Consider the following 19,300-nt stretch of genomic DNA (forward strand, 5'->3'; position numbering starts at 1 on the left):
GACCCAGTAGTCTGAGCGAAGTTCACGACCCACGAGGAGAATCATGCACGGATCATCGCCAGCCGCCTGGACCGCAGTTCTGTTGTGTCTGGCCGGCATCACGATCGGCGGAGTCGCGTTGATTCCTGATCCAAACTGGGTCCTGTTCACAATCGGTTGTGTCATCACGCTGGGTTCCGCGCTCGTCGGACGCGTCATGGCGGCGGCTGGCCTCGGGGTCGACCGCGCAGCTGACCATCACTGACTGACTGCACGACTCGTCATCCGAAGCGCGAGAAGGGCGAAATCATGACTCAGCCACCGGAGTACCCCGCTTACCCAGGTCCGGAGCAGCCGCCCGTGCCTCCTCCGGCCAGCGCTCAGCCGCCTCCGCCGCCGGGCTACCAGCCGCCTCCGCCGCCGGGCTACCAGCCGCCTCCGCAGCAGCCCTACGGAGTGTCGCCGCAGAGTTCGCCGTGGGGCGAATACGCCGGATGGTGGTCCCGCGTAGGTGCCAGCATCCTCGATGGCCTTATCGGCATGGTGATCGGAGTTGTGCCGATCGTGGTCGGTGCAATCCTGGCGTTCAAGGATCTGGAGACAGATCCGCTGACTGACGAGGTCACCGGTGATGTCAACCCGTTGGGCATCGTGATCCTGGGTCTCGGCATCTTGGCCATGATCGCCTTCGGCATCTGGAACACCGTGTTCCGACAGGGCCGCAAGGGTCAGACGGTCGGCAAGTCGGTGCTTGGCATCCAGGTCGTCAAGGCGGAGACCGGACAATTCATCGGCGCAGGTATGGCGTTCCTGCGTGCGATCCTCAGCTCGATCCTCGGTCAGGCCTGCTTCCTCAACTACCTGTGGCCCCTCTGGGACAAGAAGCACCAGACGTGGCACGACATGATCGTCAGCTCGGTCGTCGTCAAGAAGTGAGTACCTCGATGGCCTCGGTCACGCGGCGCGCGTCATTGCGCGATCCGGCCATCGCTGGCGCCGTCGGGCTCGGGGCGTTCACACTCCTGCATTTCCACGACCCGCACAGCTCAGGTTCGTACGGCTTCTGCCCGTTTCTTGAACTGACCGGTCGACCCTGCCCGGGCTGTGGCGGCCTGCGTGCCGTCAACAACCTCACTCGCGGGGACTTCGTGGGTGCCGTGAGCAGCAACGCGATGGCAGTTGCGCTCGTCGCAGTCTTGGCAGTGGCGTGGGCGTTCTGGGTCGCTCGACGACTGCGCGGTCACGACGGTCCGATGATCGTCCTGTCGGCGAAGGTCGGGATGGTCGTGCTCGCTGCGTTCGTCGTATTCGGGATCGTGCGCAATCTGCCGTTCGCCTCCTGGTTCATGCCCTAGGGCAGCACCAGAGTCAGCACGAGCAGCGCCAGCGTTGTCGCTCCCGCCGTGAGACCCGCAATCGCAGCGGTGTCGCCGCGCTCAGTTCCACGGGACAGCTTGATCTCTCGTCGTCCATGAACACCAGTGGTGACGGCGGGGACACCCAGGACGAATGCACCGAACGGGAACACCCAGAGCACCAAGAACGCACCAAAACCGCAGATCACGCTGTAGATCGCCTTGCGGTTGACCGGATGGCCAGCGCCGCCGCCGGGCGTGTCCGACGGCGGCACGGGGTCTGGGGTCATGGAGCGACCGGCTCCCCGAGGAACACCTTGAACGTGTACGCCCACGCAATGGCGAGGACGGGGATGGCCACGAGAACGCCAACGCACAACGCCAGGAATCCGACAATCACCACGAGGATCGACAGGAGGATCAGCACGATCGTGTTGCCCACGTTGTTCTTGACCAGGTTGAGGCTTCCCTTGATCGAGTCAATCGCGTTGGTGTCCTTGTCGACCACGAAGTAGATCGCGAACAACGTCAGGAAGGCGACGATGATGCCGGGGATGATCAGCAGCGCGAACCCAAGCGCAGTCAGCACGGCCACGACAAGCGAGGTCACGATCACGTTGACGATGTTCAGCTTCTTGAATGCAGCAACGATGTCGAACTTGTGACCCTCGGTGATATCCAAGGCACCACGGGTGACGCCGGCGCCGATCACGAAGCCGACGACGTTGGTGATGATCGTGGAAATCGATCCGCCAATGGAGAAGCTGTTGTCGGTGAAGTCGGTGCCCGTTAGGGCGCGTGCGAGGAAATCCGTAGCAATCGCAGCGACGATGAGCAGCACGGTGGCGATGAGAATCGGCCCAGCGTTCTCCCCGAACTTCTTCAAGCCGTAGCTGACTGCTTCGGTCGCGCTGAAGCCTGATGCTCCCGGAACGGGTGCGGGACCGCTTGGCGGCGGAGGTGGCGGGTACGAACCTTCAGGGGGCGGCGGCACCGATCCGTAGCTGGGCAGGCCGCTGGTGGTCGGGTTCTGGTCGTCGTTGGTGGTCATGTTGTGAGCATAGTGACCAGCGAGCACCCGGGAGCGCTTCTGACGCTCCCGGGCTGAGATCGACTGTCAGGACGACCCGAGGGCGCCAGTGACGAACAAGATGGCGCCGAGGACACCCAGCACAATCGCGATGATGCCGAGGATGACGCCGGCCTGCGCCATGCCTTCGCCACTCTGCGTACCGCCGGATGCCGCAATCTCCTGCTTCGCCTGGTTGCCCAGAATCAGCGCGGGGATACCGGCAATGAAGCCGCAACACACGATGCCGACGATCCCGAGGATCATCGCCCAGAGTGCCTTCTTGTTCTGCTGGGGCATACCGCCATAGCCTCCGGGAGCCGGAGGGCCTGGCGGCGGCGGTGGTGGAGGGTAGGAACCTTCGGGCGGCGGCACCGATCCGTAGCTGGGCAGGCCGCTGGTGGTCGGGTTCTGGTCATCGTTGGTCGTCATGACGCGAGCATAGTGATTCGCGACCGATCCGGAAGTACTGCTGCACCGTCAGCCGACGGTGAGGTTCCCGCTGATCGAGCCGTCGACGGCGAAGACGATGAGCACGTCGATCGCGGCAAGGGCGGCGATCGCGCCGGTCACGATGCCGGCTATCGCCATACCTGAACCGGTCTGGGTGCCGTTCGATGCCTCGATCTCAGAGCGCCCGAGGATCCCGAGGACGACAGCGGGGATGCCGAGGAAACCGCCGATGGTGCAGCACAGGCCCAGGAGGCCGATGATTCCCAGGACCAGGGACCAGGACGCCTTCTTGTTCTGTTGCAACACCGCCTCGGAAGCGGACGGCGTACCGGGCGACGGCGGGGGCACCGACCCGTAGTCGGGAAGCTCGCCAGGCGTCGGCTGGTCGTCGCTTGTCGTCATGCCCAAAGAGTAGTGATCATGACTGTGTGGGAACCCCGAACTGGCGTGCCGATCCAGCGGGTCTACTCTTGAAATGCGAACGCCAACGGTCGAAGGGGAGGTTCCATGTCGGTGCTCGATGACATCCTCGCCGGTGCGGCTGAGGACCTCCAGCAACGTATGGAGCAGACGTCGCTCGACGAGCTCAAGCAGCAGGCCTCGCGCCAGCACCCTGCTCTCGACCCCATGCCGGCATTCCGTGCCGATGGTGTGTCCGTCATCGCCGAGGTCAAACGGTCGAGCCCCAGCAAGGGTCCGCTCGCCACGATCAAGGATCCTGCAGCCCTCGCGGGCGACTATGCCGCGGGTGGAGCAGCCGCGATCAGCGTGCTCACCGAGCAGCGCCGATTTGGCGGCACACTCGAGGATCTGCGTGCAGTTCGCGGCACGGTCGACATCCCGGTGCTCCGCAAAGACTTCATCACCACGTCCTACCAGCTCTGGGAAGCGCGTGCGGCGGGCGCAGACATGGCTTTGCTCATCGTTGCTGCTCTGGAGCAGACCGTCCTGGAGAGCTTGATCGAACGCGCCACCTCGATCGGTCTCACTCCGCTCGTCGAGGTCCATGACGAAGAAGAGGTCGATCGCGCAGTCGATGCCGGTGCCACGCTGATCGGTGTGAATGCCCGCAACCTCAAGACTCTTGAGATCGACATGCGTACGTTCGAGCGGCTGTCGCCGCGCATCCCCGACACCGTGGTCAAAGTTGCCGAATCCGGCGTACGTGGTCCGCACGACGTCATCGAGTACGCCAAATGGGGTGCTCATGTCGTGCTCGTCGGCGAGACACTCGTTCGCGACGATGACCCGCGTGCCAGCGTCGCCGACCTCGTGGCCGCAGGAGCGCACCCCGCCTTGCAGCACCGCTGGTAAGGGTCAGACGCCGTACTCGACCCCCAGGCCCCTGCTCCCTGAAAGCACACCCATGACCTACACCCAGCCCGACTCAACGGGACACTTTGGCACATTCGGCGGACGCTTCATGCCTGAAGCACTCGTTGCCCCACTCGACGAGCTCGCCAATGCATGGCTCGACGCGAAGTCTGATCCGGCGTTCATGGCCGAGCTCAACCGCATGCTCCGCGAGTACGCCAACGTGCCCAGCCCGCTCTACGAAGCGCACCGCTTCTCCGAGGCTGCTGGCGCGCGCATCCTGTTGAAGCGCGAGGACCTCAACCACACCGGCGCGCACAAGATCCGCAACGTCATCGGCCAGGCTTTGCTTGCCAAGCGCATCGGCAAGCCTCGGGCGATCGCAGAGACTGGTGCGGGCCAGCACGGCGTTGCATCCGCAACCGCGTGCGCGTACCTCGACCTCGAGTGCACGGTCTACATGGGCGAAGTCGACACCGAGCGTCAGGCGCTCAACGTCGCGCGCATGCAGATGCTCGGCGCGGAGGTCGTCTCAGTGAAGAGCGGCAGCCGTACGCTCAAGGACGCCATCAACGAGGCACTCCGAGACTGGGTTGCCAGCGTCGAGACGACGTCCTATCTGTTCGGCACCGCAGCTGGTCCCCACCCGTTCCCGAGCATGGTGCGTGACCTGACGCGCGGCATCGGTGACGAGGCCCGAGCACAGGTGCTGGAGCTGACCGGCAAGCTGCCGGACGCTGCCGTTGCCTGCGTCGGGGGCGGGTCGAATGCGATTGGCCTGTTCACCGCATTCGTCGACGATGCCGACGTCAAGCTCGTGGGAGTTGAAGCTGGCGGTGACGGCGTCGAGACCGGCAGGCACGCGGCGACCATCACCGGTGGCGATGTCGGGGTACTGCACGGTGCCCGTTCGTACCTGCTCCAGGACGAGGACGGCCAGACCATCGAGTCGCACTCCATCTCGGCGGGCCTCGACTATCCAGGCGTCGGCCCAGAGCACTCCTACCTCGCCTCGATCGGTCGCGCCGACTACCGGCCCGCCACTGACGCTGAGGCGATGTCCGCTTTTGACCTGCTCTGCAAGACCGAGGGCATCATTCCGGCGATCGAGTCGGCGCACGCATTGGCTGGCGCGCTGGAGCTGGCCAAGGAGCTCGGGCCGGACTCAACGATCCTGGTCAACCTGTCCGGCCGCGGTGACAAGGACGCCCACACCGCCGCCCAGTACTTCGGACTGCTCAAATGAGCAAGATCGCAGAGCTCTTCGAGCGCACCCGTTCCGAGAACCGGGCAGCCCTGGTCGGCTACCTCCCGGCTGGATTCCCCAACAAGGCAGGCTCGATCGCCGCCATTGAGGCAATGGTCGAGGCGGGTGTCGACCTGGTTGAGATCGGCTTGCCGTACAGCGACCCGGTGATGGACGGGCCAGTCATCCAGGCCGCCGCAGATCAGGCTCTGACAGCAGGCACTCGACCCTCGGACGTGCTCGACGTCGTACGCGCCTGCGCAGCGACGGGCGCGCCGACCGTGGTCATGACGTACTGGAACCCGGTCGAGCGCTACGGCGTCGAACGGTTCGCTGCCGATCTGGCGGAAGCGGGCGGATCAGGTCTCATCACCCCCGACCTGACGCCTGACGAGGCAGGGGAGTGGATCGAAGCCTCCACCAAGCACGGCCTCGATCGGATCTTCCTGGTGGCACCGTCATCGACGGATGCGCGTCTGACGATGACCGCCGAGGCATCAAGCGGATTCATCTACGCCGCCGCTGTCATGGGGGTCACCGGTGCCCGCGAGCAGACCAGCGCGCTGGGACCCGAACTCGTCGCCCGAACCCGCAAGGTGACAGACAAGCCGATCGGTGTGGGTATTGGTGTCAGCACTGGGGCGCAGGCGCACGAGGTCGCCGAGTTCGCGGATGCTGTGATCGTTGGGTCCGCCCTCGTACGCTGCCTGTTGGACGCGCCAGACGAGGCCGCCGGGCTCGACGCGATCCGCACACTCGCCCGCGATCTGCGCGCTGGCGTCGAGAGGAACTGAAACGTGCACAGCATCGCGACCTTCATCCCGAGCCCGTCCAATGGTGTTTGGCACATCGGCCCACTCCCACTGCGTGCGTACGCGCTGGGCATCATCGTCGGCGCGATCTTCGCGATCTGGATCGGCGAGCGACGGTTCACAGCACGCGGTGGCCGAGCGGGCCTGATCAGCGATGTCGCGATCTGGGCAATCCCATTCGGCATCGTCGGAGCGCGTGTCTATCACGTCATCACCGACCCGGAGCTGTACTTCGGCGACGGTCGAAGCGTCATCGACGCCGTCAAGATCTGGCAAGGCGGTCTCGGCATTTGGGGTGCGGTCGCCGGCGGCGCAGTCGGCGCACTCATTGCCTGCCGTCGTTACGGTGTCTCGTTCTCGTCTGTGGCCGGCGCGCTGGCACCCGGTCTGCTCGTTGCTCAGGCGATCGGTCGCATTGGCAACTACTTCAACCAGGAGCTGTTCGGGAAGCCGACCACGAAGCCGTGGGGACTCGAGATCGACCTCGTCAACCGACCTGATGGCTTCGAGCAGTTCGCGACGTTCCACCCGACGTTCCTGTACGAGCTGCTCTGGAACCTTGCCGCTGCGGCCCTGCTGATCGCCATCGATCGAAAGTTCAAGCTCACTGGCGACCGCGTGTTCGCCCTCTACGTGATGCTCTACACCGCAGGGCGGTTCTGGATCGAACAGCTGCGCATCGATCCGGTGAATGACCTCGGTCCGTTCCGCCTGAACGTCTGGACGTCGATCGTCCTTTTCGTCCTCGCGACCGCGTACTTTGTGGCAACCCGCAATAAGTCCCGCGAAGACGAGCAAGCTGAGTCTGAGGCCTCTGCCGAGTCGGAGTAGGCGAGCCTGACCTTCGATGACGGGGAGGCCCTCGCGTCGTACTGTCACACCATGTCTGAGACTGCGCTGCCCGACCCGGACGAGATCAACCACGAGCACCCTGACGTCACTGGCGGCTGGCTGCGGCCAGCCGTCTTTGGAGCGATGGACGGTCTGGTTTCCAACTTCGCCCTGATCATGGGCGTCGTCGGAGGTACGAGTGCTGGCGATACCGAGCCGGTCGTGCTCGCCGGACTTGCGGGTCTCGCCGCCGGAGCGTTTTCGATGGCAGCGGGGGAGTACACCTCGGTGGCCAGCCAGTCGGAGTTCGCGCTCGCGCAGATTGAGATCGAGCGTGACGAGATTCGTGACAACAAGGGTGCGGAGATGGCCGAGTTGGCGGCGATGTACGTCGACAAGGGGGTTGACGAAGATGTGGCGCGTGAGATGGCCGCACAGATCCACGAGGATCCCGAGAAGGCCGTGAGAGTCCACGCTCGCGAAGAGTTCGGGGTCGACGTCGACGACCTCGCCTCGCCGATGCTCGCGGCCGTGTCGTCATTCATGGCATTCGCGGTCGGAGCACTGATCCCCCTGATGCCCTACTTGCTGGGAGTTCAGTCCCCGTGGCTTGCGATCGGTATCTCACTCACAGCCCTGTTCGGGTGCGGCGCAGTGGTCACCCGCTTGACTTCCCGCTCGTGGTGGTTCGGCGGCGTACGCCAGCTCCTGCTCGGCGGCGCCGCGGCGGGACTCACGTACCTCGTCGGCGAGGCGGTCGGTCGCAGTCTGTCCTGACACATGTAAACTGCTGTTGCTGTCCGAGGCCAACGTCGTCCCCGGTGTGTAGTTCCATCCGTGATGACGTGAGAAGGGCCCAGCATGAGCGTCAAGCATTTTTCGGCAACGCCCCCCGCCCAGGGTCTGTATGACCCGAGCAACGAGCACGACGCCTGTGGCGTCGCCTTCGTGGCAACCCTGACGGGCGTGGCGAGCAACGACATCGTCGTCAAGGGTCTGACCGCTCTGCGCAACCTCGATCACCGCGGAGCTGTCGGTGGAGAGCCTGACACCGGCGATGGTGCGGGCATCCTCATGCAGGTCCCCGACAAGTTCCTGCGCGCCGTCGGCGGCGTCGAGCTGCCCGAGCTGGGCTCGTACGCGGCGGGCATGGCGTTCCTCCCGCTCGACGAGAAGGCTGCCGCTGCGGCGAAGCTGCGTATCGAGGCGATCGCCGTCGAAGAAGGCCTCACAGTCCTCGGCTGGCGAGAGGTGCCGGTCAACCCCGAGATCCTCGGCTCGATGTCGCGCAGCACGATGCCGTCGTTCCAGCTGATGTTCGCGGTCTCGGAGGGTGAGCGCCTCAAGGGCCTCGAGCTCGATCGTGTCGCCTTCTGCCTACGCAAGCGCGCCGAGCACGAGCTCGACGTCTACTTCCCGTCGCTCTCGAGCCGCACGCTGATCTACAAGGGCATGCTCACGACCGAGCAGCTGGAGAACTTCTTTCCCGACCTCAGCGACGAGCGTATGGAGTCGGCGCTGGCGATCGTGCACAGCCGCTTCTCGACCAACACGTTCCCGAGCTGGCCGCTGGCGCACCCTTTCCGGTTCATCGCGCACAACGGCGAGATCAACACGGCGCGCGGCAACCGCAACTGGATGCGTGCACGTGAGGCGCTGCTCGAAAGTGACCTGATCCCGGGTGACCTGAGCCGTCTTTACCCGATCTGCGACCCCGATGGCAGCGACACGGCCTCGTTCGACGAGGTTCTCGAGCTGCTGCACCTTGGCGGCCGTTCGCTCCCGCACGCGGTGATGATGATGATCCCGGAGGCGTGGGAGAACAACACCGACATGCAAGAGGCGCGTCGCGCGTTCTACGAGTTCCACTCCTCCGTGATGGAGCCGTGGGACGGACCTGCCTGCGTGACGTTCAGTGACGGCAACCAGGTCGGCGCCGTGCTCGACCGCAACGGTCTGCGCCCCGGCCGCTACTGGGTCACCGAGGACGGCCTTGTCGTGCTCGCGTCCGAAGCCGGCGTCCTTGACATCGACCAGAGCACCATCACCCGCAAGGGCCGTCTCGAGCCCGGGAAGATGTTCCTCATCGACCTCGACGAGCACCGCATCATCGAGGACCACGAGATCAAGAACACCCTCGCCGGCGAGCACCCGTACGACGAGTGGCTCTACAGCGGGCTCGTGCGCTTCGAGGACCTGCCTGACCTCGAGCACATCGTTCACACACACTCCTCGGTCACCCGACGCCAGCAGGTGTTCGGCTACACCGAGGAGGAGCTTCGCCTCCTGATCGCGCCGATCGCGCGCTCCGGCGGCGAAGCCATCGGCTCCATGGGTACGGACACTCCCATCGCGGCGATCTCGGACCGTCCGCGCCTGCTGTTCGACTACTTCTCGCAGCTGTTCGCGCAGGTCACCAACCCGCCGCTCGATGCGATCCGTGAAGAGGTCGTCACGTCTTTGGCCGGCACGATCGGCCCGGAGAAGAACCTCTTGGCCCCCGGACCGGCGTCCTGTCGCATGCTGCAGCTGCCGTTCCCGGTGGTCGACAACGACGAGCTCGCCAAGATCCGGCACATGAACAAGGACGGCGACATGCCGGGCTTCTCGGTGCACGTGGTGCGCGGCCTCTACGAGGTCGACGGCGGCGGAGCCGCGCTCAAGGCGCGTCTCGAGGAGATCTGCGCCGATGTGTCGGAGGCGATCGCTGAGGGTGCCCGCATCATCGTGCTCTCAGACCGTCACTCCAACTCTGACCTGGCTCCGATTCCGTCGCTGCTGCTCACCGGCGCAGTCCACCACCACATGGTGCGCGAGCGTCTGCGTACACAGGCTGGACTCATCGTCGAGTCCGGTGACGTACGCGAGGTGCACCATGTCGCCTTGCTCATCGGCTACGGCGCGACTGCGGTCAACCCGTACCTCGCACTCGAGTCGGCTGAGGACCTCGCTCGCGAGCGGATCTTCGTCGAAGGCGTTGCACCTGCTCAGGCTGTTCGCAACCTCGCGTACGGACTCGGCAAGGGCGTGCTCAAGGTGATGAGCAAGATGGGCGTCTCCACGGTGGCGTCTTACACCGGCGCCCAGATCTTCGAGGCTGTCGGCCTGTCGCACGAGCTCATCGACGACTACTTCACCGGCACGTCGTCCAAGCTCGGCGGCGCAGGCCTCGACGTGATCGCCGACGAGGTGCGTTCGCGCCACCTCAAGGCCTACCCGACCAGCGGCATCGCTGGTCCGCGTCGCCAGCTCGAGATCGGTGGCGAGTACCAGTGGCGCCGAGAAGGCCCGGAGCACTTGTTCGACCCCGAGACGGTGTTCCGTCTCCAGCACTCCACGCGCACGGGCTCGTACGAGATCTTCAAGCAGTACACGTCGCGCGTCGACGACCAGTCCGAGCGACTGATGACGCTGCGTGGACTGTTCGAGTTCAAGGCAGGGGAGCGTGCTCCGATCTCGATCGACGAGGTCGAGCCGGTCTCCGAGATCGTCAAGCGTTTCTCGACGGGTGCCATGTCGTACGGCTCGATCAGCCAGGAGGCGCACGAGACCCTGGCGATCGCGATGAACCAGCTGGGCGGCAAGTCCAACACCGGCGAGGGTGGCGAAGACCCTGACCGGCTGTACGACCCGAAGCGTCGTTCGTCGATCAAGCAGGTCGCCTCGGGACGCTTCGGCGTCACGTCGGAGTACCTCACCAACTCCGACGACATCCAGATCAAGATGGCGCAGGGTGCCAAGCCCGGCGAGGGCGGTCAGCTGCCCGGACCCAAGGTCTACCCGTGGGTCGCGAAAACGCGTCACTCGACGCCCGGCGTCGGACTGATCTCGCCTCCGCCGCACCACGACATCTACTCGATCGAGGACCTCAAGCAGCTCATCCACGACCTCAAGAACGCCAACCCCTCAGCCCGCGTGCACGTCAAGCTCGTGTCCGAAGTTGGAGTCGGCACGGTCGCGGCGGGTGTCTCGAAGGCCAAGGCTGACGTGGTGCTGATCTCCGGTCACGACGGCGGTACGGGCGCTTCGCCCCTGACGTCACTCAAGCACGCCGGCGGACCCTGGGAGCTCGGCCTCGCCGAGACCCAGCAGACGCTGCTGCTCAACGGACTGCGCGACCGCATCGTCGTCCAGTGCGACGGTCAGCTCAAGACCGGTCGCGACGTCATCATCGCTGCCCTGCTGGGTGCCGAGGAGTTCGGTTTCGCGACCGCACCGCTCGTCGTCAGCGGCTGCATCATGATGCGCGTCTGCCACCTCGACACCTGCCCGGTGGGTGTAGCGACGCAGAACAAGGCGCTGCGCGAGAAGTATTCCGGCAAGGCCGAGTACATCGTCAACTTCTTCACCTACATCGCCGAAGAGGTTCGCGAGCACCTGGCACAGCTGGGCTTCCGGTCGATCGACGAGGCCATCGGCCACGCCGAGGTCCTGGACGTCCGCAAGGCGGTGGACCACTGGAAGGCGGACGGTCTCGACCTGGAGCCGATCCTGTTCGTGCCGGAGCTGCCCGAGGGCGCTGCGATGCACTGCACGACGACCCAGGACCACAGCCTCGACCGCGCTCTCGACAACGAGCTGATCGCACTGAGCGCTGACGCACTCGAGCGTGCAGAGCCCGTACGCGCGCAGCTGGAGATCCGCAACGTCAACCGTACGGTCGGCACGATGCTCGGCCACGAGGTCACCAAGCGCTACAAGGGTGCTGGCCTGCCCGAGAACACGATCGACCTGACCTTCACTGGCTCAGCCGGTCAGTCGTTCGGCGCGTTCGTGCCCAAGGGCATCACGCTTCGCCTCGAGGGCGACGGGAACGACTATGTCGGCAAGGGCCTCTCGGGTGGTCGTCTGATCGTGCGACCTCCGCGCGACGCGCAGTTCACAGCCGAGGCGCAGATCGTTGCCGGCAACGTGATCGGTTTTGGCGCGACCAGTGGTGAGATCTTCCTGCGCGGCAAGGTTGGCGAGCGGTTCTGCGTACGCAACTCTGGTGCAAGTGCTGTCGTCGAGGGTGTGGGTGACCACGCGTGCGAGTACATGACGGGCGGAACCGTCGTGATCCTCGGACCGACCGGTCGCAACGTTGCTGCCGGTATGAGTGGAGGTGGCGCGTACGTGCTCGACCTCGACGAGACTCTGGTCAACACCGAAATGGTTGAGCTGCGGCGCGTCGAAGGCGACGCGGCCGCTGCGCTCAGGTCACTGGTCGAGAAGCACTTCGAGGAGACCGGATCGACCGTCGCCGAACAGCTGCTCAAGAAGTGGGAGCAGTCGCTCGAGCGGTTCACCGAGATCATGCCGGTCAACTACCGACTCGTCCTTGAGGCACGCGCCGACGCGGAGTCTGAGGGACTGTCCGACGAAGACACGACTACACGAATGATGGAGGTGGCTGCACGTGGCTGACCCACGCGGATTCATCAATACCCCCCGACAGCTTGCACCGCGGCGACCCGTCGAGGAACGCATCAAGGACTGGAACGAGGTCTACCCGGGAGGTCCCGGCAAGGCGCTGCTCCCGATCATCAGCGAGCAGGCCGGTCGTTGCATGGACTGCGGCATCCCGTTCTGTCACAACGGTTGCCCGCTCGGCAACCTGATCCCCGAGTGGAACGACCTGGTGTGGCGCGAGGACTGGGACGAGGCTCTCGACCGGTTGCACGCGACCAACAACTTCCCGGAATTCACCGGTCGTCTGTGCCCTGCGCCGTGCGAGACCGCCTGTGTGGTGGCGATCAACCGCGACGCGGTGACGATCAAGAACGTCGAGGTGTCGATCATCGACAAGGCATGGGACGACCGTCAGGTCCGCCCCGAGCCGCCTGAGTGGCTGACCGGCAAGACGATTGCCGTCGTCGGCTCCGGCCCCGCTGGACTTGCTGCTGCACAGCAGCTGACCCGTGCGGGTCACACAGTCGCGGTGTACGAGCGCGACGACAAGCCGGGTGGACTGCTGCGGTACGGCATCCCCGAGTTCAAGATGGAAAAGATCCAGGTAGACCGTCGCATCGACCAGATGGAGCGTGAGGGCACGGTATTCCGTACCGGCGTGCAGGTCGGCGCCACGCTGACCGGCTCGCAGCTTCGCGACCGCTATGACGCAGTCGTGCTGGCGATCGGCGCGACGGTTCGACGTGACCTGCCCGTGCCAGGGCGGGAGTTCAATGGCATCCACCAGGCGATGGAGTTCCTGCCGCAGGCCAACCGAGTCGCTCTCGGCGAAGAGGTCGAGGGTCAGATCCTGGCCACCGGCAAGGACGTCGTCATCATCGGTGGCGGCGACACTGGAGCCGACTGCCTCGGCACGTCGGTGCGCCAGGGCGCCAAGTCGATCACTCAGCTCGAGATCCTGCCGAACCCGGGGGAGGACCGCCCGTCGAACCAGCCGTGGCCCACGTACCCGATGATCTACCGAGTCTCGTCTGCACACGAGGAGGCTGGCGACCGCGTCTATTCGGTCTCGACCAAGGAGTTCATCGGCGAGGACGGACACGTCAGCGGCCTGCGTCTGGCTGAGGTCGAGTTCATCGACGGCAAGCTCACTGAGGTCGAAGGCACCGAGAAGGTCATCCCGGCTCAGCTGGTGTTGTTCGCGATGGGATTCGCGGGTCCGGAGACCGAAGGGCTTGTCGACCAGCTTGGTGTCGACATCGACGAGCGCGGCAACATCGTGCGTGACAACGACTACATGTCGAGCGTCGACGGTGTATTCGTCGCGGGAGACGCGGGTCGTGGTCAGTCGCTGATCGTGTGGGCCATTGCGGAGGGCCGTTCGGCCGCCGCGGGCGTCGACGCGTACCTGTCAGGCTCGACGAGCCTGCCGTCACCCATACCTCCGACGGCCCGTCCGCTCACCGTCTGAGAATAAGTTGTCGCAAACCACTAAGTAACTCGCGGGTAGCCACACCAACTCGATAGGTTGAATCTGTGCGTAGAGCAAAGATCGTCTGCACCCTCGGTCCAGCGGTCGCAGGGGCAGAGAAGATCCTTCAGTTGGCCAATGCTGGCATGGACGTCGCCAGGCTCAACATGAGCCATGGCGTCCAAGCCGACCACGAGCAGAACTACCAGTGGGTGCGTGAGGCTGCCGACAAGACCGGCAAGGCCATCGCGATCCTCGCCGACCTCCAGGGTCCCAAGATCCGTCTCGGGCTTTTCGCGGCCGGGCCGGTGATGCTCAACGCCGGGTCGACGTTCACGATCACGACAGACGACATCCTCGGGGATGAGACGCGGTGCTCGACGACGTACAAGGGCCTCCCGGGCGACGTGAACGTTGGCGACGAGATCCTGATCGATGACGGCCGTATGCGACTCCGGGCGACTTCGGTGACCAAGACTGATGTCACCTGCGCGGTCGAGACCACCGGCCCCGTCAGCAATAACAAGGGCATCAACCTGCCCGGCGTGATGGTCAGCGTTCCGGCGATGAGCGAGAAGGACAACGAAGACCTGCGATTCGCGCTGCACCTCGGCGTCGACTTCATCGCACTGTCGTTCGTGCGCTCGGCCAGCGACTACGACGACGTCCGCAAGATCATGGACGAAGAAGGCATCGTCATCCCGGTCATTGCCAAGATCGAGAAGCCTCAGGCGGTCGACAACCTCGACGGCATCATGGACGCGTTCGACGGCGTGATGGTGGCCCGCGGCGATCTCGGAGTCGAGCTGCCTCTTGAAGACGTCCCGATCGTGCAGAAGCTCATCGTCGAGAAGGCCCGCCGCAACGCCAAGCCGGTCATTGTCGCGACGCAGATGCTTGAGTCGATGATCTCGGCCCCACGTCCGACCCGCGCCGAGGCATCAGACGTCGCCAATGCCGTTCTCGATGGCGCCGACGCCGTGATGCTGTCTGGCGAGACAAGCGTGGGGGAGTACCCCATCCACACCGTCAACACCATGTCTCGCATCGTCGAGTCGACCGAGGACCACGGTCTGCCGCGCATGGCTGCGTACGTCTGGAAGCCGCGCACCAAGAGCGGGGTCATCTGCCGGGCAGCGTCTGAGATCGCCGAGGCTGTCGATGCTCGATTCCTGGTCGCGTTCACGACGACGGGCGACTCGGCTCGCCGTATGACGCGCTATCGCTCGCGCGTGCCCGTGATCGCGTTCACCCCGAACGCCAAGGTGCGGTCGCAGCTGGCGCTCAGCTGGGGCATCGAGACGTTCCTCGTTCCCGAGGTCAAGCACACCGATGACATGGTGTTGCAGGTCGACAAGGCGCTGCTCGAGATCGGTCGCTGCGGCGAGGGCCAGCAGGTTGTCATCGTCGCAGGCAGCCCTCCCGGCATCCCTGGTTCGACCAACGCCCTGCGCATCCACAACATGGGCGATGCGATCAACCGTGTCGCGCCCGCGTACGGCGATCCTCAGGGATGAGCATCGCCCATAACGTGTCCGACTCGCGCGGCCATGTTGGCGATTGAACACCCCGCGCCTCACACCAGTGGCGCGACGACTCCAGCGAGACCGACGAGCGCCGTGAGGTCCTGCGGAGGGAGCGGTCTGCTGAACAGGAATCCCTGTACGCTCGAGCAGCCGAGCTCGCGCAGCACCTCGAGCTGCCTGGTGGTCTCGACTCCCTCGGCGATCGTGGCGATGCCGAGCGACTGCGCCAAGGCGATGACCGACTGCACTATTGCCCGGTCCTCTGGATTGCTGCCGAGCCCGGAGACGAACGAGCGGTCCACCTTCAGCGCGTCGACCGGGAAGCGTTTGAGATAGCTCAGCGAGCTGTAACCGGTACCGAAGTCGTCGATGTCCAGCCGGAGCCCGAGCCCCGTGAGTCCGCGCAGGACTGACACGGCGTCCTCCGCGTCGCGCATCAGCACGCCCTCGGTCATCTCCAGTGACACCCGCTCGGGGTTGGCGCCGGTGCGCTCCAGTACCTCGGCCACCTGGGCGACGAGGTCTGCACGGGCGAATTTCAACCCGGACAAGTTGATCGACATGGTCAGCTCTGGGTTGCTCGACTGCCAAACCGCGAGTTGCTGGCAGGCGTGCTCCATCACCCAATCGTCGATCTGCACGACCAGACCGATCTCTTCCGCGATGGGTATGAACTCGCTGGGTAGCACCAGACCACGAGCCGGGTGCTGCCAGCGGACAAGGGCTTCGACCCCGGTCACACGCCCGGTCGTCAGCTCGACGATCGGCTGGTAGTGCAGGACCAACTGGTTGTCGCTCACTGCCCGGCGCAGCTGTTGCTCGGTGTCGTGGCGGCCTATTGCCTCATCACGCATCTCGTCGGCAAACACCACAGACCGATCCCGTCCGCCCCGCTTCGCGCGGTACATCGCGGCGTCAGCGTCTCGCAAGAGGGCGCTGGGATGGTCGGTAACGCTACGGGACACCGCAATTCCGGCACTGACCGTGACCATCACTTCACTGCCCTGGACCGAGATGGGGCGGATGGTCTCGCTCTGCAGGCGTTCGGCGATCATCAGGGCCTCGCCGTCGTGCGTGAGCTCCTCGCTGAGGACAACGAACTCGTCCCCGCCGAATCTGGCTACTGTGTCGCCGGGACGCAGCACCGCGCTGAAACGTCGGGCCAGCTCGACGAGCACTTCGTCGCCGGCCTCGTGTCCGAGGCTGTCGTTGATGACCTTGAAACCGTCGACGTCGATGAACATCACGCACAGCGGCCTGTCGCGCCGGGGAATGTCAGCAATGGCCTGGGTCAGACGGTCGACGAGCAGTGCTCGGTTGGGCAGGCCGGTCAGGCTGTCGTGGAGTGCCTCGCGGACGAGCTGCTCCTCGATCTGCTTGCGTTCGGTGATGTCCCAGCAGATTCCCATCATCCGCATGGGGTTGCCGTCGGCGTCGGCGACCACCTCACCCCAGCTCGCCAAAGTTCGTACCTCGCCGTCCGGCCAGCTGATGCGTTCCTCCATCTCGAAGGGCTCCAAGGTCTCCATTGATCGTTTGTGCACCTCCACGACGTGCTCGCGGTCCTCAGGTTCGATCATTTCGAGGAAACGCTCGTAGCTGGCGTTGAACGACTGTGGCTCTCGACCATAAATGCGGTAGAGCTGGTCGCTCCAGACGTTGGTGTTGGTGGCGATCTCGAAGTCGTAGCTCCCAACGTGAGAGATGCGCTGGGCCTCGATCAGGCGCTGCTCGCGGGCAAGCAGATCCTTTTCGCGCCGGTCGCGGGCCAGGGCGACGCTGAGCACCTTTCCAACCTGATCGACGAAGGCGGCTTCCGCTTGGTTGAACTGCCCGTACGCGCGCAGTGAGCCGATTGTCACGCCGTCCTCGTCGAGGAGGGCGGCGGCGACGCCGTCCGATGGGGAGATGTCGTCAGGCACGTCGATGGACTCGGTCAACCCGTCTCCGTGGGCGGCGCTGAGCGTGAAATGGGTGGCGCCCGGTTCGCCGAGGTACACGCCGGCATGGGCCGAAACCAAAAGTTCGCCGATGACGCGAACCCCTTGATTCAGGACGTCCTGCATCGTTGTGTCGGCCGCCGCCAGGTCGCGTAGCGACTCCATGCGCCTCAGACTCGCCTGCAGTCGACGGACTTCGCCCCTCGAACCAGCCATTCTCGTCCCTCAGTTCTCCCACAACCAGTATCGGTGGGGATCCCATCCGCGGTATGGCTCATCCGGGCTAGTTCCCATTTCAGGCACCTGAAGTGTCGGAGCCAGCGCAGGCGCTTTCACAGCGCCGGCAATTCGGCACGGGTCACCTCAAATGGGCTCGTTGAGTAGCACCCTCCGACGGCGACCCTCAGGGCTGATGCCCTGTTCGATAGGGTTGTACGGCTGCTCGTCCTGGTATCCCAACGGCAGAGGAAATCGGCTCAAACCCGATCCAGTGTGGGTTCGAATCCCACCCAGGACACCAATTGGGATCTCTGTCGGTGGGGTCATCAAAGATGCACACATGTACCCCGCACGGGTGCGCCGCGGCGCTGTTCAGCTGCTGGGGGTGTCATGGCGGCAGTCGCGCCCGGACATGCTGTCGGTGTCTCGTCGGGACGCGGTCGCGCGACTCGATGCTGTCATCGGCCTCAAGACCTGAAGCGATAGCCTGCAAACGTGTCCAGTCCAGAGTCTGCTCCTCGTGTCGTGATTGCCGAGGACGAGGCACTGATCCGACTCGACCTTGCGGAAATGCTCGCCGAGGAGGGGTACGTGGTCGTCGGCCAGGCCGGAGACGGCGAAGCCGCGATCGCCCTCGCGATGGAGCACAACCCCGACCTGGTCGTGATGGACGTCAAGATGCCCAAGCTCGACGGGATAGCGGCCGCATCACAGATCGCTGCCGCGCGGATCGCTCCAGTCGTGATGCTCACTGCGTTCAGCCAGCGCGAGCTCGTCGAGCGCGCTCGCGACGCCGGCGCGATGGCATATCTCGTGAAGCCGTTCTCGAAATCTGACCTCGTTCCCGCAATCGAGATGGCGATGAGCCGTTTCGCCGAGATCACCGCCCTCGAGAAGGAAGTCGGCGACCTCGCCGGGCAGCTTGCCACCCGCAAAGTCGTCGAGCGGGCCAAGTCGTTGCTGCAGGAGGCCCTGGGCTTCACTGAGCCTGAGGCGTTCAGCTGGATTCAGCGCACAGCGATGGATCTGAGGTTGCCGATGCAGCAGGTTGCGCAGGGCATCATCGACCACGGGCCGGGATTGCCGGAAGCAGCGGAAAACGGCGACTGAGACGCCCAAATCAGCCTTGGTTACAACTCGATGACGTTGTCTCTGAACCTGAGAAGTCCGGTGCAAATGAACCCGGCTGCGACTACGTTCGGACATACATTGACGCTCCTTGGCATGTGTCAGGGACTATCTACCTACCCGGAGGATTGATGAAGCGCAGTAACAGGACATATCGTCTTGCTGCCATCGCTGCAGCGGGAGCACTCGTGCTCGCTGCGTGTGGTGGAAGCGACGACAAGAGTGAAGGCGACGCGCCTGCCGCCAAGGGAGATGGCGTACTGACCATAGGCTCGCTCCTCCCGCAGACCGGTAGCCTCGCGTTCCTCGGCCCGCCCGAGTTCGCTGGTGTCGACCTTGCTGTCAAGGACATCAACGAAGCAGGCGGAGTGAACGGCAAGGACGTCGTTCATGTTCGCGGTGACTCCGGTGACACCGACTCAGGTATCGCTCCGGCTGAGACCGACAAGCTGCTCAAGGCCAAGTCCGACGTCATCGTCGGTGCTGCCTCCTCGGGCGTCTCGCTGACGGTCATCGACAAGATCATGTCGGCCGGCGCAATCATGTTCTCGCCCGCCAACACGTCG

The 19,300-nt window shown here is 64.7% G+C and carries 19 protein-coding genes and 1 tRNA gene; 15 read left to right on the forward strand and 5 right to left on the reverse strand.

Annotated features, from left to right (window positions below; genetic code table 11):
• Positions 1 to 43 precede the first annotated feature (43 nt).
• The 3 genes from V6M39_RS01450 to V6M39_RS01460 are packed head-to-tail and all read left to right on the forward strand — an operon-like array spanning position 44 to position 1,334.
• Positions 44 to 244 (forward strand): HGxxPAAW family protein, encoded by a 201-nt coding sequence (locus V6M39_RS01450; RefSeq protein WP_332641876.1) that lies wholly within the window; start codon positions 44 to 46, stop codon positions 242 to 244.
• Positions 245 to 288: 44 nt separating this feature from the next.
• Positions 289 to 915, forward strand: a complete 627-nt coding sequence (locus tag V6M39_RS01455; protein WP_332641877.1) for an RDD family protein — start codon at positions 289 to 291, stop codon at positions 913 to 915.
• On the forward strand, positions 912 to 1,334 hold the full coding sequence (locus V6M39_RS01460) for a DUF2752 domain-containing protein (protein WP_332641878.1): 423 nt from the start codon (positions 912 to 914) through the stop codon (positions 1,332 to 1,334). The genes V6M39_RS01455 and V6M39_RS01460 overlap by 4 nt, the downstream gene beginning before the upstream one ends.
• Here the strand turns inward: V6M39_RS01460 and V6M39_RS01465 are convergent.
• From V6M39_RS01465 to V6M39_RS01480, 4 genes are all read right to left on the reverse strand, one after another.
• Positions 1,331 to 1,624: a DUF4190 domain-containing protein gene (locus V6M39_RS01465; RefSeq protein WP_332641879.1), complete on the reverse strand. Its 294-nt coding sequence runs from the start codon at positions 1,622 to 1,624 to the stop codon at positions 1,331 to 1,333. The two genes, V6M39_RS01460 and V6M39_RS01465, sit on opposite strands and share 4 nt — an antisense overlap.
• Entirely contained in the window at positions 1,621 to 2,385 is a 765-nt protein-coding gene (locus V6M39_RS01470; protein ID WP_332641880.1) for a hypothetical protein, read from the reverse strand. The genes V6M39_RS01465 and V6M39_RS01470 overlap by 4 nt, the downstream gene beginning before the upstream one ends.
• Positions 2,386 to 2,451: 66 nt before the next feature.
• Entirely contained in the window at positions 2,452 to 2,835 is a 384-nt protein-coding gene (locus V6M39_RS01475; RefSeq protein WP_332641881.1) for a DUF4190 domain-containing protein, read from the reverse strand.
• Between the two features lie 48 nt (positions 2,836 to 2,883).
• Positions 2,884 to 3,258, reverse strand: a complete 375-nt coding sequence (locus tag V6M39_RS01480; protein WP_332641882.1) for a DUF4190 domain-containing protein — start codon at positions 3,256 to 3,258, stop codon at positions 2,884 to 2,886.
• Between the two features lie 105 nt (positions 3,259 to 3,363).
• Between V6M39_RS01480 and trpC the strand changes: the two genes are divergently transcribed.
• The 8 genes from trpC to pyk all read left to right on the forward strand — a co-directional run bounded on the left by trpC (position 3,364) and on the right by pyk (position 15,438).
• Positions 3,364 to 4,170 (forward strand): indole-3-glycerol phosphate synthase TrpC, encoded by an 807-nt coding sequence (trpC, locus tag V6M39_RS01485; protein ID WP_332641883.1) that lies wholly within the window; start codon positions 3,364 to 3,366, stop codon positions 4,168 to 4,170.
• A gap of 52 nt (positions 4,171 to 4,222) precedes the next feature.
• Positions 4,223 to 5,416, forward strand: a complete 1,194-nt coding sequence (gene trpB, locus V6M39_RS01490; RefSeq protein ID WP_332641884.1) for a tryptophan synthase subunit beta — start codon at positions 4,223 to 4,225, stop codon at positions 5,414 to 5,416.
• Positions 5,413 to 6,210 (forward strand): tryptophan synthase subunit alpha, encoded by a 798-nt coding sequence (gene trpA, locus V6M39_RS01495; RefSeq protein WP_332641885.1) that lies wholly within the window; start codon positions 5,413 to 5,415, stop codon positions 6,208 to 6,210. The genes trpB and trpA overlap by 4 nt, the downstream gene beginning before the upstream one ends.
• 3 nt (positions 6,211 to 6,213) lie before the next feature.
• On the forward strand, positions 6,214 to 7,059 hold the full coding sequence (gene lgt / locus V6M39_RS01500; protein ID WP_332641886.1) for a prolipoprotein diacylglyceryl transferase: 846 nt from the start codon (positions 6,214 to 6,216) through the stop codon (positions 7,057 to 7,059).
• 51 nt (positions 7,060 to 7,110) lie between these two features.
• Complete coding sequence (locus V6M39_RS01505; RefSeq protein WP_332641887.1) at positions 7,111 to 7,836, forward strand: VIT1/CCC1 transporter family protein; 726 nt, start codon at positions 7,111 to 7,113, stop codon at positions 7,834 to 7,836.
• Positions 7,837 to 7,920: 84 nt separating this feature from the next.
• Positions 7,921 to 12,465 carry a glutamate synthase large subunit gene (gltB, locus tag V6M39_RS01510; RefSeq protein WP_332641888.1) on the forward strand — a complete coding sequence of 1,515 codons (4,545 nt, stop codon included), beginning with the start codon at positions 7,921 to 7,923 and terminating at the stop codon, positions 12,463 to 12,465.
• Entirely contained in the window at positions 12,458 to 13,921 is a 1,464-nt protein-coding gene (locus tag V6M39_RS01515) for a glutamate synthase subunit beta (protein ID WP_332641889.1), read from the forward strand. Before gltB ends, V6M39_RS01515 begins: the two co-directional genes overlap by 8 nt.
• A 65-nt stretch (positions 13,922 to 13,986) precedes the next feature.
• On the forward strand, positions 13,987 to 15,438 hold the full coding sequence (gene pyk / locus V6M39_RS01520; protein WP_332641890.1) for a pyruvate kinase: 1,452 nt from the start codon (positions 13,987 to 13,989) through the stop codon (positions 15,436 to 15,438).
• A 59-nt stretch (positions 15,439 to 15,497) separates the two neighbouring features.
• Here pyk and V6M39_RS01525 read toward each other — a convergent pair whose 3' ends face one another.
• Positions 15,498 to 17,552 (reverse strand): putative bifunctional diguanylate cyclase/phosphodiesterase, encoded by a 2,055-nt coding sequence (locus V6M39_RS01525; RefSeq protein WP_332641891.1) that lies wholly within the window; start codon positions 17,550 to 17,552, stop codon positions 15,498 to 15,500.
• A 279-nt stretch (positions 17,553 to 17,831) separates the two neighbouring features.
• On the opposite strand from V6M39_RS01525, the gene V6M39_RS01530 reads away from it, so the two are divergent.
• The 4 genes from V6M39_RS01530 to V6M39_RS01545 all read left to right on the forward strand — a co-directional run.
• Positions 17,832 to 17,907 (forward strand) — tRNA-Leu (locus V6M39_RS01530).
• A 39-nt stretch (positions 17,908 to 17,946) separates the two neighbouring features.
• Positions 17,947 to 18,084, forward strand: a complete 138-nt coding sequence (locus V6M39_RS01535; protein ID WP_332641892.1) for a hypothetical protein — start codon at positions 17,947 to 17,949, stop codon at positions 18,082 to 18,084.
• Between the two features lie 17 nt (positions 18,085 to 18,101).
• Positions 18,102 to 18,716, forward strand: a complete 615-nt coding sequence (locus tag V6M39_RS01540; protein WP_332641893.1) for an ANTAR domain-containing response regulator — start codon at positions 18,102 to 18,104, stop codon at positions 18,714 to 18,716.
• A 149-nt stretch (positions 18,717 to 18,865) separates the two neighbouring features.
• A partial coding sequence (locus V6M39_RS01545; protein WP_332641894.1) for an ABC transporter substrate-binding protein occupies positions 18,866 to 19,300 on the forward strand: 435 nt, incomplete at its 3' end.

It is taken from the genome of Aeromicrobium sp. (genome assembly GCF_036675695.1).
Lineage (GTDB): Bacteria > Actinomycetota > Actinomycetes > Propionibacteriales > Nocardioidaceae > Aeromicrobium.

What these genes read in the sequence shown, in the direction of transcription:
- V6M39_RS01450 (WP_332641876.1), top strand. Translation starts at nt 44, where the DNA reads ATGCACGGATCATCGCCAGCCGCCTGGACCGCAGTTCTGTTGTGTCTG.
- V6M39_RS01455 (WP_332641877.1), top strand. Translation starts at nt 289, where the DNA reads ATGACTCAGCCACCGGAGTACCCCGCTTACCCAGGTCCGGAGCAGCCG.
- V6M39_RS01465 (WP_332641879.1), bottom strand. Translation starts at nt 1,624, where the DNA reads ATGACCCCAGACCCCGTGCCGCCGTCGGACACGCCCGGCGGCGGCGCT.
- V6M39_RS01470 (WP_332641880.1), bottom strand. Translation starts at nt 2,385, where the DNA reads ATGACCACCAACGACGACCAGAACCCGACCACCAGCGGCCTGCCCAGC.
- V6M39_RS01475 (WP_332641881.1), bottom strand. Translation starts at nt 2,835, where the DNA reads ATGACGACCAACGATGACCAGAACCCGACCACCAGCGGCCTGCCCAGC.
- V6M39_RS01480 (WP_332641882.1), bottom strand. Translation starts at nt 3,258, where the DNA reads ATGACGACAAGCGACGACCAGCCGACGCCTGGCGAGCTTCCCGACTAC.
- trpC (WP_332641883.1), top strand. Translation starts at nt 3,364, where the DNA reads ATGTCGGTGCTCGATGACATCCTCGCCGGTGCGGCTGAGGACCTCCAG.
- trpB (WP_332641884.1), top strand. Translation starts at nt 4,223, where the DNA reads ATGACCTACACCCAGCCCGACTCAACGGGACACTTTGGCACATTCGGC.
- trpA (WP_332641885.1), top strand. Translation starts at nt 5,413, where the DNA reads ATGAGCAAGATCGCAGAGCTCTTCGAGCGCACCCGTTCCGAGAACCGG.
- V6M39_RS01505 (WP_332641887.1), top strand. Translation starts at nt 7,111, where the DNA reads ATGTCTGAGACTGCGCTGCCCGACCCGGACGAGATCAACCACGAGCAC.
- gltB (WP_332641888.1), top strand. Translation starts at nt 7,921, where the DNA reads ATGAGCGTCAAGCATTTTTCGGCAACGCCCCCCGCCCAGGGTCTGTAT.
- V6M39_RS01525 (WP_332641891.1), bottom strand. Translation starts at nt 17,552, where the DNA reads ATGGAGTCGCTACGCGACCTGGCGGCGGCCGACACAACGATGCAGGAC.
- V6M39_RS01535 (WP_332641892.1), top strand. Translation starts at nt 17,947, where the DNA reads ATGTACCCCGCACGGGTGCGCCGCGGCGCTGTTCAGCTGCTGGGGGTG.